The organism is Acetobacter malorum (assembly GCF_002153605.1).
GTDB classification, from domain to species: Bacteria; Pseudomonadota; Alphaproteobacteria; order Acetobacterales; family Acetobacteraceae; genus Acetobacter; species Acetobacter malorum_A.
Genome location: NZ_JOPG01000003.1, coordinates 45,275 through 63,539, shown reverse-complemented (window position 1 = coordinate 63,539; position 18,265 = coordinate 45,275). Strand labels below are relative to the sequence as shown.

The following is an 18,265-nucleotide window of genomic DNA, read 5'->3' as shown; positions in this document are numbered from 1 at the left end:
CTTTGCAGAAGAAGAGACTTTTCAGTCTGAACGGGGTGCAGGGTGTAAGCGTTCCGTTGCTCCATCCGAAAGATCGCTGTTCTGATGCTGTCTTCCGGATGGAGAGGGAGTTAAGTCAGGAGGGACTGTTTTCCGGGGCGCGGCTGCGTGCCAGAGCGGCTTCAAACCGGGCTCGTGTTGCCGCTCCCATACGCCCCATGCCGCAGGCTTTGCGCATGGTGGTGATGAGCTCCTCATCCGGCAGGCCGGTCAGCAAGAGTGTTTTTGCCAGACTGACCAGCATGGCAAGTGGCACAGTTGCCGGGTCCAGCGTTTCGTGCGGGGTCGGGGCTTTGAAAGCCAGTGGCGCATCCGGCGAGACTGTTTCCGGCCAGACAAAGGTGCCGACATCTTCCTGCGTGCGCGGGAAGGATGCCGGGATCAGTCCCTGAAGACGCTCGCGGATTTCTCGTCCCGCCCGAGCAAAGCCATGCTGGCGGGAGATGGACTGCACCAGCAGATCTTCCCGCACCGGGCCCTGTGTCTTTACTTCCTGCTGAATCAGGCGAATGAGCGTCGGGGTATAGGTATCCTTGAAAAACAAAGCCTGATCGGGCACTGCATCCGGCTGATCTTCAGAAGTTTCCTGTTCATTACGCGGTAAAACCGGATTGGCCTGCGGCAGTAGGCCCTCTGGTGCCCGAGCGTAAAGACCCGGATCGCCTGACGTGGTTTTATTGGATACAGCGTTATCAGGGTGGTCTGAATGCTCCTTCGGGTCCTGAGCGTCATCCTGCGTCAGGGCAGCGTCTTGTGCCTCAGCAGGGTCAGTTTCAGCATGGAGGAGAGCAGCGTGGGCGTGTTCCTCTTCTTCCTGCGCGGCACGCTCTTCCCGTATTTTGGTCAGCAGTGCATGCAGGGCTTTGTCCAGCCGGTCACATTCGCGCTGAGCGTTGGTCCACCAGTCGGTTGACCAGATTCTGAGGATGGTCCAGCCCAGATTTTCCAGAACAGCCTGCCTCAGCCGGTCGCGGTCGCGCGCGGTCGCGCTGCGATGATACGTCGCGCCATCGCATTCGACCCCGGCAAGGAAGGTGGTCGGACGGTCCGGGTCCACAACGCCCAGATCAACCCGGAAGCCGGAAACGCCAATCTGCGGTACGACCTGCCAGCCCTTCAGGCGGAGCAGCGCAGCCACTTCCTTTTCAAAATCACTATCAAAGTCCCCGACAGAGCCTTCATGCAGTCCCGCCAGTGCGGTAGCGCCATGTTCAGCAAAGGTGAGGAATTTGCGCAGGTCATGCACCCCGACGGCCTGCGTGCGGGCAATATCAATCTGGTCTCCGTGCAGAGACCCGAACACAATCAGGCGCTCACGAGCGCGGGTGATGGCGACGTTTAAGCGGCGCTCCCCACCATCGCGGTTCAGCGGGCCAAAATTCAAAGTAATTTTGCCAGCCTGATCCGGCCCGTAGGTGAGGGAGAACAGCATGATATCACGCTCTTCACCCTGCACGTTTTCCAGATTGCGGATCAGAACAGGTTCCGCAGCGTCATCACTAAAGAAGCGCTCAAGGGCCGGGTCTTCACTCCGGGCCTTGTCCATCAGATCCGTAATCAGGGTTTGCTGATCACTATTGAAGGTGACGATGCCCAGAGACCGCTCGGAGCCATCCTGCAGCAGGCGCAGCGCCTCCGCCACAACCGCACGGGCTTCCACCGGGTTTGTGCGACCCGCGCCGCGCATATAGACGCCACCCGGCACAAAACGGAAGGAAACCGCCTGGTCCTTCGTGACGGGCGACGGGAAGGTAATGAGCTGGCCGCCATAATAGGCCTGATTGGAAAAGGCGATCAGGCTTTCATGCCGGCTGCGATAATGCCACGAAAGATTGACGGGCGGCACACCTGCGCCGAGGCACTCGTCCAGAATGGATTCCAGATCGCACGTCTGGGTTTCCATCACCTCATCCGTATCGGAGGCGGTTCGGTTAAAGAAGTCTGTGGGGGGGAGCTGCTTGGGGTCACCCACGACAATGACCTGCTTACCCCGGCCAATCGCCCCGATCGCATCCCATGTCGGGATCTGTGAGGCCTCATCGAAAATCACGAGGTCAAATGCTGTGGCATCCGCAGGCAGATATTGCGCCACGGAAAGCGGGCTCATCATCAGGCAAGGGGTCAGGCGGCGCAGGGCCGTGGGCATTTTTTCCGCCAGCTGCCGGATGGGAAGATGCTGCATTTTCTTGGCCAGTTCCCGCGTCAGCACCTTGTATTCCGGGTCTGTCTGGCGGGTTCGGGCATCCGGGATCTGCCCGGCCAGTTGTGAGCGGATAAGCCTGACGGACATTTCCATCAATGTGCGGTCCAGCGTGCGGAACCGCTCAATCTGCTTTTCATGCTTTGCCGCAACAAAGCCACGCAGCAGAGGGGACTGGTCAATCGCAAAGCGCACCCACCAGCGGGCATAATTGGCTTCAAACACGCGCGTGACATCGTGTGAGGCCACCAGACCATGCTCAATGGCTGTAATCAGCGGGGTCAGGCCAAGCCGGACAGCATCCTGGCAGGCATGTTTCCAGGAGCACCAGTCTCTCAGGTCTCGCGCGGACTGTTTCCAGGCCTGCAAGGTTTCCGTCATGGTATCCGGCCATGTCGGCTGGCTGTTTTCGACCAGCGCCAGCGCGTCTGACCCACTCAGAGCGCCGAGCGCTTCCAGACTGGTCTGGCATTCAGCCAAAGTGCCTTGAAATGCCGTGAGTGCGTGATGGACCGGACCTCCGGTGCGTAGCAGATCCATCCCGTCGCGCAGGAGTGCGTTCAGGTGCGTGCGGGCTGCCAGCAGTGCGGCTGTATCACCCGCGCAGGCGGCCAGCGCCGAGCGCGTTTTTGCCCCCCATGCATGCATCGCCTCAATCTTGCTGAAGTCTGTGTCCAGACCTTGCCAGACTGGTCCAACAACCGTGTGGTGTTGTGCATCCTTTAGCTGCTTTTCCAGTGCCTGTATTGCTGCCAGACGGACCAGATCGTCCTCACACTCGTCCGGCAGGGCGGTGGTGTGGCTCTCCAGCTTTTTGCGCAGGCCTTTCTGAATTTTAGACCGGGCAAAAATCCATTTTTCCTTGGACTCCTGCCATTCCTGAACCATGCTTTCCAGCGGCAGGTTCAGCACTTCCGGCTTCCACTTCGTGCGAAGCTCGCCTTTGAGCTGTGCGTGCCGCGCAATCGGCATTTTTTCAGCCAGAAGACTGTCGAGGGTCTGCTGAGAGGTGTCCGGGAAAGCCCATGCGCAGGCTTCCGGTTTCAGGAGTTGACCGCACAGGATGTTGAGCTGACGCAGGCGGCGCAGAGACAAGTCTGACGTGCCTAGTCCAAGAGCGCGCGCAGCATCCTCTGCTGCTGTGCGCAGGCGGCTCAGGCTGGCAAGAGCTGCGGAGACGGCATCCAGCAGGCGGCCTTCCCAGATGGGAGACCATTCAACATGCTCAAGGCCAGCCAGTTTGGGCGACTGCACGACATCGCCAATACGGTCATACAGGCTGGCGATGTTTTCCGCCGTATCGGCCAGCGTCTGGTAATCCTGCGCGGTATGGGCGTTACAATCTGGCCATGACAGCGGAATGACGAGTGTCTGCGCATCATCGGCGCGGAGCGTCACGCCAATGGCGCGATAAGCCGTCCAGCCGTTACGCCATTTCTGGTGCAGCACAACAACGTAGTTGTTCAGTTCGGTACGGATCTGGTCCAACTGCTGCCGGCTGCGGTCCCACTCATCCGGGCTGAAATTTTCCAGCACGGTCTGAGCAGCTTCAAGCTGGCCCAGCACAGCCAGTTTGCTCGCTTTGGGGGAGAACAGATCCAGACAGAATTCCGCCAGCCCAATCTGCTTCAGGCGGTTGCGCACCACTTCCAGTGCTGTCCGCTTTTCCGCTACAAACAGAATGGTACGGTTTTGCGCCAGTGTGTTGGCAATAATGTTCGTAATGGTTTGGCTTTTCCCGGTGCCCGGCGGCCCGATCAGCACAAAGCTTTCTCCGGATGCTGCACGCGCAACGGCTTTGAGCTGCGAGGAATCTGCTTCCATCGGGCAGATGAGATCTGCCTTGACGAGTGCCTCGTCCAGAGAACCATCAACTTCAAAAAAACGGGGCAGGGGCGCTGCCTCGGTATCTTCCGCAGTGATGCCATCCAGCAGGCGGGTGGCGACTTCGCTGGTCCGGAGTTTGTCACTGCGTTCCTGCAGGTCTTTCCACATCAGGAACTTGGCAAAGGAGAGCGTGGTCAGCGTGACGTAATCCCGCACTTCCCAGCCGGGCACGGAGCGCAGGCCAACGCGGAAGAGTTCCAGAATACGGTCAACATCCAGCCCGGACTCATCTTCCGGCAGTGTCTCGCCTTCCAGCGCCGGGAAACGCAGACCGTAATCGGCCTGAAGCATTTCCAGCAATGTCGCGTTAATCCGGCTTTCATCCGGGTGGGCACGCAGGACGAAGCCGGATTTGACGCTGGGCCGTTCCAGAATAACCGGGATAAGGATCAACGGAGCAAGATAAGGCTTATCCCGTCCTTCTGCCGTCCAGGCCAGAGCGCCAATGGTCAGGAACAGCACATTGGACCCGCCCTCGTGCTCGGCGGCGCGGGCACGCCGGTAAAGCTCCGTCAGGGCGGCCTGAAGCTGGTTTTCCTTGCGGGAGACAAGCAGTTCGTTGCGCCCCAGAGCTTCCTCCGCGTAAGCGCGGGCCGCATCCTCATGGTGCCGTTCATGATGCAGGCTGGCCTGACGTGGGTCGCCCTCATCCATCATGTCCGGCCAGGGGCAGAAGCGCAGGGGCTTTGTCAGTCGGCCAGACCGCATAGCGGCCAGATGATTTTCAAGCTCGGACGGGTTCGGGCAATCGACAACAATCAGCTGCTTGTCCGAGCGGGGCAGATTGAGCAGCCGATTGCGGCCTGACATATCCAGCAGGCGGTTACACCAGCGCTGCAGGCGGTCTGCTGGTGTGGAGGGTTTGTCCTCCTCTACCTCCTGCGGGTCTTCCCGCAGAACAGGAGCAGGCTCAAAAGCGGGCAGGGCGGCTTCCGGTTCTTCCGCGTCTGGCTGATCCTCAGCCGGGGCTGAGGGCAGGGAGCAGGATAACGGATGAATGCGCCGCAGTCTGGCGCGATGGATGTCGATAATCTCGCGGAACGTGTTCTCTTCATCCTCGCCTGCGTGGCGCAGGTTGGCTTCCCCTTTTTCACACGCAACCGAGAAGCTTGGCTTGCGACCTGCCGTGACCAGCGTTGTTTCAAACACCGCCAGATCCTGCAATTTCAAACGGTTCCGCAAAGCAGGCAGATCCTGCATGACGGAAACCCCGGCATCCAGTTTTGCCAGCCAGAAGCCGGTAAAGGCATGGCCTTGCGTCAGAACAATAATCGGACGGATACCCACGGCTTCCAGACAGGCTGCAAACAGCACGGCGGTGTCCAGACAGGTCGCCAGACGGTCTTCTACAATCTGGCTGGGCAGACGGACACGTTGCCCGTAGTCGATAAAGGATGCAGGCGGGTTGATATAGGCCAGATCAAGCTGACAGATGGCGCACCAGATCGCCTGTGCCTGCTGCCAAACCCGTTCTTTGGAGCCCTGATACCCTTCCAGAGACGAAGACAGGCCTTCCTTTTTCAGAATCTCCGTCGCACTGCGCAGGATACGGGCAATGGCCGGATCATTCGGCATCACGAAAGCGGCCAGAATGTCTGGGATACCGGACAGGCCGCCCCATTCATTGCGAGCCAGAACACGCACGTCGGTTGTGTGACGGGTCAGCTCTTCTCCGGTCTCTTTATCTGTTGCCAGAAAGGTGACTGTCGCGCGGGAGGCTTCGGTCTGGGTGCTCAGAAAAGCCCCATCCAGTTTCAGATCAAGATCTTTCAGAGTGCGAAACTGCCCGGGGTCGATCTGCTGGAGATGCCACGCGCGCGGGCGAATAACGGGGGGCTCACTGCTGACCGTCACGTCAATCTGAGAAAAGCTGCGATCCGTTTCGTTCTGCAGGGCCAGTTCCAGCAGAACGGGGACGCTATTTTCCCAGAGCGAGGCGTTCAGCGCGTCCTGAAGGGAGACTTTGAGCACAGGCGACGCGGGAGGAGCCGGAACCGGGGCTGGTTGCGGTGTTTCCGTTACAATGGAAACCTCTTCCGTATGCTCTAAATCCATGCGTCATCTCTCCAGAACTCAGTTTGCGCGGGCAAGAACCGCACAAAAATCTCTGGCGTTGTTATGGGGCCTGACGGGACAAAATGTAAGGGACATTTGCAGAACAAATTTTGTCTTACGCCTAAAAAAACCTCATTATCAATCGTTTGAGAGCTTGTGTCACCCTGACTGGCGCGGGGTCAGAACTGGATCACAGTTGTCAGGTATCCGGCCCGGCGTTGTCCATATTGTGACATGAAAACCCCCAGACCACTGCCATTCCGGATCTGATAGCGCTCATCAAACAGGTTCATGACATCCATGCGCAGTTTCAGCCCTTTAAGGGGGCGGATATTTTTAAAGGTGTGCTCATATCCAATATTGATGATGTGATAGCTGGGTTGCTTTCCAGTATTGGCGAAGCCTGAGCGCAGACCATAGCCGTAAAGGAAATCCACATAGGCTTTGTTACCTGCCCAGCCATACGATGCCCCAGCGCTGGATGTAAATTCACCTTCATGGTCCAGCTTGATGGCATGGTTTTTGATATAAGCCAGCTCGTCTGCCGGGAACTGATACTGCGCCGAATTCACGTCCTTGGCGGCGGTGTTCACAAAGGAAAAATTCCCGAAAACCGTCAGGCCTTTGTAATGGTAGTTCCCGCCAAATTCCGCACCGTAAACCTTGCCGGTTCTGTAGCTGAAGGGCGTTAAAATAACGGCGCGCCCAAACTGCCCCAGATCTCCAAGATTTCTGGCCTGTTTGTAAAAGCCATCCACGGTGATGGAGAGCCCCTGTGGGAAGCGATGCGACAGACCAATATCGAAGTAATTGGACCGCTCGACCTTGGTGGCTGTCGCGTTGAAATTTTCAGGGGAATTGGTGGTTCCCGCAAATTTTAGCAGGGTAGACTGGCCAATATACTGGGCTGTTGGTGGGGCAAAATAGCGTGAATAGCCAAAATGTACGGTCGTGGACGGGTCAACCTCCCAGACGAGGTTAGCGCGAGGGCTGGCTTGCCCTTCATGATCGAAAGAGGATTCAAACCGATCATATCGCACACCGTAATTCAGCGTGACGCCTTTTAGCAGCTTCCATTCATCCTGAAGATAAGCGCCAGCTTCTGCTGCCCAGTTACCGGTATTATCCTGAATGGAGACCGGGTTCGTGGAAGTCTGGAAACCAGTCTCATCAACCGGCAGGACATCTGTGCGCGTCCACAATTTTTCAGACGTATATTGCCCCAGCACGCCAAAGCGGATGGTGTGCGCTGTGAAGGCTTCATACGAAGCATCGAACTGAAGACCGCCCGTGGTGAAGGTATTGTTTTCCTTCTCCGCCACGCCCTGAAAGACCATATCCCGCACCGGGTCCGGCGTGTAATGAATGCCGCCATACCGGAAATAGGGGGAGATCTGGTAGTTCAGCCTCTGCCCGGTTTTCTGGTAAGAGAGAACCACATAGTAATTCTGCTCATTCTGTCGGTCATTCACGTCCTGAGACTGAACATCTCCCACATTCTGAATGGCGTATAGCTTGGGAAGCCCGGCTGCGTTGGGGATTTCGAAATTTGCATCCGAAACGCTCGTCAGCAGACTGATGCGGCTTGTGTCATCAAAATGGTAAGACGCGTAACCAAAAGCTTTTCCCTGCTCAGTCACATCATGAGTGGCACGAAAAGCCGGGGTTGGGTTTTCGATGCCGATATTGTTCCGGTTAAACGACCCTGAAACAAAATACTCCCATTGCCCTTTTGTGCCGCCGACCTGAAAAGACGGGTTAAAACTATTATAGCTGCCGCCATACAGAGAGACTTCCCGATTATTCAGAGAGTTTCCGGACTTTGCCGTCACATCCACAATCCCCGCAGTCCGAAAGCCGAATTGCGCGGGCAGGGTGCCTGTCATCAGTGTGACAGAGTCAATAATCCGGGTGTCCAGTTCCTGGCCAAACCCGTTCAAACCTTCCGGCAACAGAACACCGTTAATCCGGTAGGTCAGACCGCCATGCTCGCCGCGAACATGTTCCTCCCCAAATGAATCCATCACCACGCCAGGCATGCGGAGCAAGACCTGATTAAAGGCCGCGTTCTCTCCGCCCGGTGTCGTATTGATCTGCGCTTGCCCCATGCGGTAGGCGACGGCCCCTAGGTTAGGCGCAATACGCGCCCGCGCTGAGTTGAACGCTGCGTGGACCGTGACAGATTCTGTTTTTCCTGCCGCGACGTCCATCTGGCGTTGTGGCGTCCGTCGTTCCTGTGTCTCTGTATGTTGCCCTGATGCAGGCAGGATACCGGAGGGGAAAGCCGGGGCTTTCAGATGCCCCGATGTTTTGTTTTGACCGGCGTGGACGAGAGGCAAAGTTTCCGCACAGCTCTGCGCAACGGGAACGGTGCACCAAACCACCAGAGCCGCATAAGGGGCCGATTTTACGGCGCGAGACAAAGCCGGATATAATTTACCCTTAGCATCAGAATGAACAAATATGATTTTATCATAGCATTTGCTATATCTAAGGTTGAACTGAAACACTTTGTGCGTCTCTTTCACAGGTAAAAAAGTCAGAAGGAAGCAGACAGAAGGGCGAGGGTGCGGGATGGGTTATCCGCACATCGTGTCGTAAAGCAGTTTGAAATTCAGGATCAGAATCACGGCCGCCACACTCCATGAAAGGAGTGAGACAGGGCGGGAAAGCGCAAACTCTCCCATTTTCTGACGGTCAGAGACAAACCAGACCAGCGGAATGACCGCAAAGGGAAGCTGCATGGAGAGAACGATCTGACTCAACACCAGCAGATCTCCGGTGCCTTTTGCACCCCAGAGCAGCGTGACCAGAATAACCGGCACGATAGCCAGCCCCCTTGTCAGCAACCGTCGTGCCCAGGGCGCCATGCGGAGGTGCAAAAACCCTTCCATGACAATCTGCCCGGCCAGTGTGCCGGTCACGGTCGAATTGGTGCCTGCCGCCAGCAGAGCGACGGCAAATAGCGTGGAGGCAATCCCAAGGCCGAGGAGAGGAGAAATCAGCTTGTAGGCCTGATCAATTTCCGCAACGTCCTGATGTCCAGTTGTATGGAAAGCCGCAGCAGCAACAATCAGGATGCCCGCATTCACAAACAGGGCAAGCATCAGGGCTATGGTGCTGTCCAGCGTGGCCCAGCGAATAGCCTCCCGTCGGCCAGCAGACGTCCGCGCATAGGTGCGGGTCTGCACCAGCGCGGAATGCAGATAGAGATTGTGCGGCATGACCGTCGCCCCGACGATGCCAATGGCCACATACAGCATCTGCGCGTTGGTCAGAATAACCGGGGAGGGGATAAAGCCCTTCATGATGGCCGCAATTGGCGGGGCTGCCGCAGCAATCTGGAAGGCAAAGCACACGGCAATCAGGCTGAGCAGCGCCATGACAAACGCCTCCAGCCACCGGAAGCCCAGACGCATCAGCAACAGTAGCACAATGGCATCCAGCGCAGAAAGACAGGCACCCAGAAGCAGCGGCATGCCGAACAGCAACTGGAGCGCGATCGCGGTGCCAATTACTTCCGCCAGATCGCATGCAACAATCGCCACCTCACAGGCCAGCCAGAGCAGAATGTTCACACTGCGCGGAAAATAGGCCCGGCAAGCCTGTGCAAGATCATGCCCGGTCGCAATTCCCAGCCGGGCGGCAAGCGATTGCAACAAAATAGCCATCAGGTTGGACAGCATGATGACGGACAGCAGCGTGAAACCAAACTGCGCGCCGCCAGCTAGGTCAGTCGCCCAGTTTCCGGGGTCCATATACCCGACGGACACCATGTAACCCGGCCCCACAAAGGCCAGAAAACGCCGCAGTCTGGACGCCCCTTCCGGCACAGCAATGGAAGCGTGTGCTTCGGGCAGACTCAGCCGGCTCTCCTGTGCGGAAAAAACAGAATTCAGGGCTGTGCGGAGGTGTGAGACCGGGGAGGCTGGCATGAGATTAAGGGCTTTATCGAAAAATGATTTGAAGCATTAGAAACGGATCTCAGAAATATGCAATAGGCTATAAGGTAAAGTCTTTGCGTTTTTGTGCTGTGCCGAGAAGGAGATAGCAGGGTGTGAAGATGCTTTTGCTGAGGTTCCTAATTCGCTATAGCTCCCTCACCATGCTGTTACGCGGAGATCCTCAGTTGAAAGAACGCCAGCCCGTCATGCCTGATGTTGAAAGCCAGAGTGAGGGCTTTCGGCATGCACGGGAAGCAAGACGTAATGTTCTGATTGAGGACTATGTCGAACTGATTGATGACCTGCTGACAGAAGGGCAGGAGGCCCGGCAGGTTGATATTGCCGACAGGCTCGGGGTCTCGCAGCCCACAGTGGCTAAAATGCTCGTTCGTCTGGAAGCGGAGGGGTTTGTCACCCGCAAACCCTACCGTGGTGTGTTTCTGACCGAGGCCGGTATTGCGCTGGCGGAAACTGTCCGGGCACGGCATCAGCTGGTGGAAGAATTTCTGCTGGCCCTTGGGGTGGATGCCGTAACAGCTCGTCTGGATGCAGAAGGCATGGAACATTTTGTGAGTGACGCAACGCTGGAAGCGTTCCGCCGGGCCTTAAAAACCGGAACACTCAAGCCGCAGCAATTTTAAAAACCTGTCAATTTTATGTCTCTTTCTCTTGCCTTTAGGCCTGCAAGACCATAAGAGGAAGCGCCAATGGTCGGTGACCTGCGGCGATACTCTGCTGTCGGGTGCCCCCAATCGCAATCTGGTCAAGGGTTCCCGTTGTATGACTTCTTCCCCCTACAGCCGTGTTACCGAAGCCTTGGCGTTTGATGACGTTCTCGTCGTTCCCGCTGCTTCTGAGGTTGTCCCCAACCAGACGTCCGTTCGCACACGTCTGACACGCTCCATTGAACTCAATATTCCGCTGGTTTCTGCCGCCATGGACACGGTGACGGAAGATCAGATGGCTATCGCCATGGCGCAGCAGGGCGGCCTTGGCGTGATCCATAAAAACCTGACGCCGGAAGAACAGGCTGAGCATGTTCGCCGCGTCAAGCGCTTCGAATCGGGCATGGTGGTTAACCCCGTAACTGTCGGCCCGGATCAGACGCTTGCTGAAGTGCGCGAAATCATGCAGCGCAACGGCATCAGCGGTCTGCCGGTGGTTGAGCCGGACACGCAAAAGCTGATCGGCATCATCACTAACCGTGATGTGCGCTTTGCGGTTGACCCGAACCAGCGCGTTTCCGAACTGATGACGCATGACGGACTGGTGACAGTGCGTGACGGTGCAGACCCGGATACAGCGCGCCAGCTCCTGCATAAACACCGCATTGAAAAACTGCTGGTGGTGGATGAAGCCGACCGTTGCGTCGGGATCATCACCGTCAAGGACATGGACAAAGCCGTCGCTTACCCGCTGGCTATTAAGGACAGCCTTGGCCGCCTGCGTTGCGCCGCTGCTACCGGGGTGGGTGATGACGGGTTTAACCGGGCAAAACTGCTGGTAGAAGCCGGGGTGGACGTGCTGGTGGTGGATACCGCCCACGGTCATTCCTCCGGCGTACTGCGGGCTGTCGAGCGCCTGAAAGCCCTTGATAGCAACATTCAGATTGTCGCCGGTAACGTCGCCACGCCGGAAGCCGCCCGAGCGCTGATTGCCTCCGGCGCTGACTGCGTGAAAATCGGCATTGGTCCGGGGTCCATCTGCACCACGCGTATTGTGGCCGGTGTGGGTGTGCCGCAGTTCTCCGCCGTGCTGGAAACGTCTGTTGCCTGCCGCGAACTGAACGTGCCCTGCATTGCTGATGGTGGCATCCGCACATCAGGTGACATCGTGAAGGCGATTGGTGCTGGCGCGAATGTCGTGATGGTTGGCTCTCTGCTGGCTGGCACGGAAGAAGCTCCGGGCGAAGTCTTCCTCTATCAGGGCCGCTCCTACAAATCCTATCGTGGCATGGGCAGCCTTGGCGCCATGGCGCGTGGCTCGGCAGACCGCTACTTCCAGCAGGAAGTGCGGGACTCTCTGAAACTGGTGCCGGAGGGGATTGAAGGCCGCGTTGCCTATAAGGGCGGGATGGCTGCCGTTATCCACCAGCTGGTGGGTGGCCTGAAAGCTGGTATGGGTTATACCGGGTCTCCGGAACTCAAAGACCTTCAGCAGAATGCGCGTTTCCGCCGCATTACTGGTGCTGGTCTGCGTGAAAGCCATGTTCATGACGTGTCCATCACGCGTGAAGCCCCTAACTATCGTCGGGACTGAACCTTACCTATGACTCCTTCTGCTCGGCTGGGTGCCTCCATTGATCTTCTGACAGCTATGGAGGCTGCTCCCAGAAAACCGGCTGACGCCGTTGCCAACAGCTTTTTTCGTGAACGGCGTTATATCGGTGGGGGAGACCGTCGGGCAGTTTCCGGCATGGTCTGGGAGATCATGCGGGCCTGGCGTCGGCTTGGCTGGTGGCTGACCAAATGCGGGGCCGATATTACGCCTCGCACTCTTGCTGCCGCCAACCTTGTGCTCAAAGGCTGGCCTGCGCGGGAAATTGCGGATCTCTTTGCTGAGGGTCGCTTTGCTCCCGGTGCGCTGACCTATGCCGAGCAGGATGTTGTCGCCGCTCTGGCGGGTGGCACACTGGACAATGCGGATATGCCGCGCGCTGTCCGGCTGGAATTGCCAGACTGGCTTTTGCCCCGTCTGGAAGAAACATTTGGCGACAAACTGGACGCCGAACTGGCAGCTCTTTCCGAACCTGCAACGCTGGATCTGCGTGTTAATATCCTGCGCACAAACCGGCGGGATGCGCAGAATGCGCTGGGGCGTGAAGGGCTGCATGCTATTTTAACGCCGCTTTCTCCGTGGGGCCTGCGGCTGAACGGGCGTCTGCCCGTTACGTCCACCACGCCTTTCAAAGACGGTCGGATTGAAATTCAGGACGAAGGCAGCCAGCTTGTTGCTGCCATCATGGGGGTAACCCCGGAGATGCGCGTGCTGGATTACTGCGCCGGGGCTGGTGGCAAGACGCTGGCTATGGCCATGATGATGGAAAACAAAGGGCATATTGCTGCGTGCGATGTGTCTGAAGTTCGTCTGGATGGTGCAGTGCGTCGCCTGCGTCGCGCCGGGGTGCATAATGTGGAACGGCATTTGCTGAAAGCCGGTGACAAATGGGCCAAGCGTCGCGCTAAATCATTTGACCGCGTGCTGGTTGATGCACCGTGCAGCGGCACAGGCACATGGCGGCGTAACCCCGATGCCCGCTTGCGGATGACGGAACAGGATCTGGAAGAACTGCTGGTCAAGCAGGCCGAAATTCTGGACAGAGCCTCGTCTCTCGTCAAACCGGGCGGCCGGATGGTCTATGCCACCTGCTCCGTGCTGCGGGCAGAAAATGCCAGTCAGGTCGAGGCCTTCCTGACTCGTCACTCGGATTTCCAGCTTGTACCGTCAGACAGCACAGCGCTGCCTGAATCCTTGCGGGGCACTTCCATGTTTTCACTGACGCCGCATCAGAATGAAACTGATGGATTTTTTGCTGCCGTGCTGGAGCGCAAGCCGGAACCGGATGCTGAGGCCGCAGAGCTTTAAGAGTAGATCTGCTCGACAAAGAATTGAGTATCTAACTTATTGAGCCTGTGCATAATTCATTGCTGTTGCGTCACGCACAGGCGTGGAGCAGGGTTTATTAAGATGGATGCCCATGAGTGAAAGTGTACTGATCTTCCTCTTTTGTGTTCTGGGCGGCAGCATGCTTGCACAGTGGACGGCGTGGCGTTTCCGTCTGCCGGCTATTGTGCTGCTGTTCAGCCTTGGTCTGCTTTATGGGCCTGTGCTGGAAATCCTGCATCCGTCCGAGATGATTGGGGCGGCCTTTCACCCCCTCGTATCCCTCGCGGTTGCCCTTATCGTGTTTGAAGGCGGCCTGATACTGGACTTCAGGCAACTGAAAGAAGCAGGGGAAGGGGTTCTGCGCCTTACCCTCGTGGCTCTGCCGATCAATCTCATTCTTGGTAGTATGGCGGCCCATTATATTGGCGGTATGGGCTGGGGGCCGGCGTTCCTGTTTGGCTCTATTATTGTCGTGACCGGCCCGACGGTCGTTTTGCCCTTGCTCCGCAGTGCCAAGCTTCAACCTAAAATAGCCGCCTTTCTGCGATGGGAAGCTATTGTGAATGACCCTGTCGGGGCCATTCTGGCAACGCTGGTGCTGGAAGTGCTGCTGATGCGGCCAGGTGAAGGGTCCGGCACATTCTTCGGCTTCATTCTGCCGCATATGCTGGCCAGCGCCGGGCTGACCATTGGACTGGGGATTGGTGCGGCACTGGGTGTGCGCTGGCTTCTGGTGCGGGACCTGATGCCGGAAGTGCTGAAAAGCTCTATTCTGATCACCATTGCGCTTGTTCTGTTCGCGCTGGGCACTCTTACCATGGACGGGGCGGGGCTGATCGCTTCCACCGTCTTCGGCATGGCGCTCGTTAATCTGCGTATTCCCGGCATGGCCGAAATCCAGCGGATGAAGGAATCTCTGGTAGTTCTGATTGTCTCGGTACTGTTCGTGCTGCTGACAGCAGACCTCCAGCGGACACAGCTTTCCAACCTTTCATGGTCTATTGGCGCGCTGACGCTGGCCGTTCTGTTCTTGGTGCGGCCTCTGGGGATTTTCCTTGCAACCATGGGGTCCAGTCTGAGCTGGGCAGAACGCATCTTTGTGGGCTGGATTGCTCCGCGCGGGATTGTGGCAGCCGCTGTGGCCGGTATTGCCGGGCTGCGGTTGCAGGATGCAGGCTATCCGGGAGCCGGTCTGGTCATGCCCGCCGTGTTTGCCGTGATCGCGTCTACCATGATCCTACACGGTTTCTCGCTGCGTCCGCTTGGCCGCAGGCTGAAGCTGACCTTGTCGGATGAACAGGCTCTGGCAATTGTCGGGGCAAATGACTGGTCAACGGGTCTCGCCATTGCCGTCCATCAGGCAGGCGCACCCGTCCTGCTGGTCGATAACTCGCGTCAGGATCTGCAAAGGGCTGAGAAAGCTGGCGTGCCCGTGCTCAGAGCAGAAGTTCTGTCAGAAGAAGGGGCGGAAAGTCTGGAAGAGCGGCCCGGAGATTATCTGATCGCCGCAACGCCAGACGCCATTTATAACGGACTGGTCTGCGCCCATCTTGCCCCCCATTTCGGCCGTCAGCGTGTTTATCAGGTCAGTCCTGGCATTGCCCGGCTGGACTTGTATCGCGGCCTGAGCCGGGATGCCCGTGGTAAGGTGCTTGGGGAACCTGCGTGGAACTTCACACTTCTGGACACACTCATCCGGGAAGGGTGGGTGTTCAGGAGCGTTGAGGTCACGCAAGAGAATCAGGAAACTCTCCTGCAGGAAAGCAGTAACCTTCTGGTGGTCATCGTCTTGCAGAAGGGGGTTTCCATGACGATTGTGTCTGCTGAGGATGAAGCCCTATCTCAGCCGGAAGTCGGACAATGCGTCATCGCTCTTGTCCCGCCTGTGCAGGCGGAACCGGAACAGGAGGCTTCATAACCGCCAGACTGGCTTTTCAACCCGGAACGTGAACCTGCACGGTATCTGCTCCGGCAGCCAGCAAGGCACGCAAATCTGATTCGCTGAGGGCAAGGCAGCCTTCTGTCGGGGTACGATCCGGGCGTTGTAAATGCATGAAAATGGCCGAACCGCGCCCGGAGACGGGAGGATTATCATTGTATCCCATCACGACTATGAGATCATAGACGTGATCTTCCCGCCATAATTGCTCATGTCGGGCTGGGTGAGGGAGGCGCACAAAGCGGTTGTAATCAGGGCTCTGCGGGTCATCACACCACCCATCATGAGGGCTAAGTGGTTCAGCCGGAAGTATTGTTTGCGGCTTTATCAGCCGATCTGCCCGGTAATACACTTTTCTGAGAGCGAAAATACCAATGGGTGTCGCATGATCGCCCTCCTGTTTTTGGTCAGTCAGGCCGTTCTTTCCAATTACGGCGCTCATGACTTTGTGTCCGCAATGCAGTTGTGCGTCAGAACCGCTGTATGAAGCAGACAGGAGGTGTATCATCATAGTCAAACATTGCCCGTTCGCAGATTTTTCGTGAAGGTCGCATAGCACGCTCACACTAGAGGTCTGAGCGGAATCGTGACAAGTTTACGAGAAGACGAACAGACGAGACAGCCCGACCAGAAGGCTGACACTGAGGAGATGAAAACCCAATGACGGGTGCACGTCCAATATTGGTTGTTGATGACGACCGGATACTTCGCCAGACCCTTGTTGAGCAATTGCAGCTTGAAGGGGAGTTTACGGTTCAGGAAGCTGCGTCTCTGGCTGAGGCGCGGGAAAAACTGAAGGCGCCGGATAGCCGGTTTGATGCCCTGCTGCTGGATGTCAGCCTGCCCGATGGCGATGGACGTGACTTCTGCGCCGAACTGCGTAAAGACGGCCTGCGCATGCCCATCATCATGCTGACCGGGTCAGATGATGAAGCGGACATTGTTCGTGGGCTGGATGCCGGTGCCAATGATTACGTGGCCAAGCCTTTCCGGATTGCGGAACTGCTGGCCCGTCTGCGTGCCCAGATGCGCCTTTTTGAGAACAGTGAAGACGCGGTGTTCAGCATCGGGCCATACACGTTCCGTCCCTCCGCCAAGCTGCTTCAGGAACCTCTGAAGAACCGCCGCATCCGTCTGACGGAAAAAGAAACGGCTATTCTGAAGTTCCTCTACCGCGCAGGCACGCGCCCCGTGCCGCGGCAGGTGCTTTTGAACGAGGTCTGGGGCTATAATGCTGCGGTCACCACACACACGCTGGAAACGCACATCTATCGCCTCCGCCAGAAAATTGAGCCCGATCCCGCTAATGCTACTCTGCTGATTACAGAAGGGGGTGGCTATCGCCTGAACCCGGAAGTAGCGGCAGTACCAGCACACTAACTCGTAGCGACACGATCATCTCATACGGATCAGACTATCGCAGTCTGATCCGTATTTTTTTTGGCTGAATAATCAGAAGCTTTTAGATCAGCCCTTCTTCCTTCAGTGCCTTCTGAGCTGCAGGACGGCTAAAGACAGCATCCCGCAACGCAACGGCTTTAGGGTAAGCAGAAATGTCTATTTTCAGCGGCCCGGTCCAGTTCAGGATAACTGCCATAAGAGCGTCAGCCTGCGTGAACCCGGTAGGGAGCAGGTAGCCATTGGTGCCGCTTGCAAGTTGTGCTTCAACCTGAGTAAGACGCCGCGTGATAAGGACCTGCAATCTCTCCCGGGTTACATCTGGCACGTTCGGCGCGAAAAGTGCGCCAATGGCACTATGCACATCTTCGCAGAAGCCCAGCGCTTCAAGCAGGCGGTAAAATTCGGTGGTGTCTGGCGTCGGATGGAAAGCCTTATTGTCTGATTGCTGGCCAATATAAGTCAGGACGGCAACATTTTGCGTCAGAACAACACCCGGAGAAATTTCGAGTGCTGGCACCGCACCCCGAGGATTGATGGTTGTATAATCCCGGCCATCGGCCGTTTTTTTCTCTTTCAGGTTCACTTGCACAAGCTCATGCGGCAAGCCTGCTTCGTTCATTACGATATGTGCCGCCAGTGAACATGCGCCCGGCGCGTAATACAGCTTCATTGTGACACCTTTTATTTCTACGTTTGCGAAGAAAAGCAGATTGCACAGAAACGTTCACCCTGCTTACGAAAAGCGTCGCATGAATCCGCAAGAGTGAGAAGAAGGGGAGCCTTGCGCTATATTCTGGGCTGCCAGTTTATATGGTTCTTAGGCAAATTTTACGACATGCGAAGGATGAAATACGCAAGCCGATGCGAATATGCGTGCAATACCCTCGCAATCCTGATCCGGGAGATGAAGGTGATGCCTGTCACAATAAATCGCAAAAAAACGGTACGGGTCTGGCATAGATTTATTCGTGCCAAAGGCCAATACTACGAACTAAATCGGACTAATGTGTTTATTTTTGAATAACAACCGGAAGCCACGCAAGACCCGCAGAAAACTGCGGTTTATCGTGGTGGGTGCGACAGGGATTGAACCTGTGACCCCCGCCGTGTGAAGGCGATGCTCTACCGCTGAGCTACGCACCCGGTTTGTGGGGATCCTATTAGCTGAGCAGTGGGGGCTTGGCAAGCCGGGAA

At 57.0% G+C, this 18,265-nt stretch carries 10 protein-coding genes and 1 tRNA gene; 5 read left to right on the top strand and 6 right to left on the bottom strand.

Going from position 1 to position 18,265, the window contains the following annotated elements:
- Positions 1-115: 115 nt before the first annotated feature.
- The 3 genes from HK23_RS01695 to HK23_RS01685 form a co-directional block, all read right to left on the bottom strand.
- Positions 116-6,181: a DUF3320 domain-containing protein gene (locus HK23_RS01695; protein WP_086652647.1), complete on the bottom strand. Its 6,066-nt coding sequence runs from the start codon at positions 6,179-6,181 to the stop codon at positions 116-118.
- Between the two features lie 179 nt (positions 6,182-6,360).
- Positions 6,361-8,391 (bottom strand): TonB-dependent receptor, encoded by a 2,031-nt coding sequence (locus HK23_RS01690; protein ID WP_086652646.1) that lies wholly within the window; start codon positions 8,389-8,391, stop codon positions 6,361-6,363.
- Positions 8,392-8,760: 369 nt separating this feature from the next.
- Positions 8,761-10,116, bottom strand: coding sequence for an Nramp family divalent metal transporter (locus tag HK23_RS01685; protein ID WP_086652645.1), 1,356 nt, complete (start codon positions 10,114-10,116; stop codon positions 8,761-8,763).
- A 170-nt stretch (positions 10,117-10,286) separates the two neighbouring features.
- On the opposite strand from HK23_RS01685, the gene mntR reads away from it, so the two are divergent.
- The 4 genes from mntR (at position 10,287) to HK23_RS01665 (ending at position 15,649) form a co-directional block, all read left to right on the top strand.
- The gene (gene mntR, locus HK23_RS01680) at positions 10,287-10,766 is read left to right on the top strand and encodes a manganese-binding transcriptional regulator MntR (protein ID WP_086652661.1); all 480 of its coding nucleotides are present in this window, start codon (positions 10,287-10,289) and stop codon (positions 10,764-10,766) included.
- Positions 10,767-10,905: 139 nt separating this feature from the next.
- Complete coding sequence (gene guaB, locus HK23_RS01675) at positions 10,906-12,384, top strand: IMP dehydrogenase (protein ID WP_063908422.1); 1,479 nt, start codon at positions 10,906-10,908, stop codon at positions 12,382-12,384.
- A 9-nt stretch (positions 12,385-12,393) separates the two neighbouring features.
- The gene (locus HK23_RS01670; protein WP_086652644.1) at positions 12,394-13,710 is read left to right on the top strand and encodes an RsmB/NOP family class I SAM-dependent RNA methyltransferase; all 1,317 of its coding nucleotides are present in this window, start codon (positions 12,394-12,396) and stop codon (positions 13,708-13,710) included.
- Between the two features lie 112 nt (positions 13,711-13,822).
- Positions 13,823-15,649, top strand: a complete 1,827-nt coding sequence (locus HK23_RS01665; RefSeq protein ID WP_086652660.1) for a cation:proton antiporter — start codon at positions 13,823-13,825, stop codon at positions 15,647-15,649.
- Between the two features lie 16 nt (positions 15,650-15,665).
- Here the strand turns inward: HK23_RS01665 and HK23_RS01660 are convergent, their stop codons facing one another.
- Positions 15,666-16,181, bottom strand: coding sequence for a L,D-transpeptidase family protein (locus HK23_RS01660; RefSeq protein ID WP_086652643.1), 516 nt, complete (start codon positions 16,179-16,181; stop codon positions 15,666-15,668).
- A gap of 149 nt (positions 16,182-16,330) precedes the next feature.
- Between HK23_RS01660 and HK23_RS01655 the strand changes: the two genes are divergently transcribed.
- Entirely contained in the window at positions 16,331-17,050 is a 720-nt protein-coding gene (locus tag HK23_RS01655) for a response regulator transcription factor (protein ID WP_062140383.1), read from the top strand.
- A gap of 82 nt (positions 17,051-17,132) precedes the next feature.
- Here HK23_RS01655 and HK23_RS01650 read toward each other — a convergent pair whose 3' ends face one another.
- Complete coding sequence (locus HK23_RS01650) at positions 17,133-17,741, bottom strand: glutathione binding-like protein (protein ID WP_086652642.1); 609 nt, start codon at positions 17,739-17,741, stop codon at positions 17,133-17,135.
- Positions 17,742-18,139: 398 nt separating this feature from the next.
- A tRNA-Val gene (locus tag HK23_RS01640) sits at positions 18,140-18,214 on the bottom strand.
- Between the last annotated feature and the right edge of the window lie 51 nt (positions 18,215-18,265).

Coding starts and splice junctions, on each gene's coding strand:
- HK23_RS01670 (WP_086652644.1), top strand. CDS start 12,394: ATGACTCCTTCTGCTCGGCTGGGTGCCTCCATTGATCTTCTGACAGCT.
- HK23_RS01655 (WP_062140383.1), top strand. CDS start 16,331: ATGACGGGTGCACGTCCAATATTGGTTGTTGATGACGACCGGATACTT.
- mntR (WP_086652661.1), top strand. CDS start 10,287: ATGCTGTTACGCGGAGATCCTCAGTTGAAAGAACGCCAGCCCGTCATG.
- guaB (WP_063908422.1), top strand. CDS start 10,906: ATGACTTCTTCCCCCTACAGCCGTGTTACCGAAGCCTTGGCGTTTGAT.
- HK23_RS01685 (WP_086652645.1), bottom strand. CDS start 10,116: ATGCCAGCCTCCCCGGTCTCACACCTCCGCACAGCCCTGAATTCTGTT.
- HK23_RS01660 (WP_086652643.1), bottom strand. CDS start 16,181: ATGATGATACACCTCCTGTCTGCTTCATACAGCGGTTCTGACGCACAA.
- HK23_RS01665 (WP_086652660.1), top strand. CDS start 13,823: ATGAGTGAAAGTGTACTGATCTTCCTCTTTTGTGTTCTGGGCGGCAGC.
- HK23_RS01650 (WP_086652642.1), bottom strand. CDS start 17,741: ATGAAGCTGTATTACGCGCCGGGCGCATGTTCACTGGCGGCACATATC.
- HK23_RS01690 (WP_086652646.1), bottom strand. CDS start 8,391: ATGGACGTCGCGGCAGGAAAAACAGAATCTGTCACGGTCCACGCAGCG.
- HK23_RS01695 (WP_086652647.1), bottom strand. CDS start 6,181: ATGGATTTAGAGCATACGGAAGAGGTTTCCATTGTAACGGAAACACCG.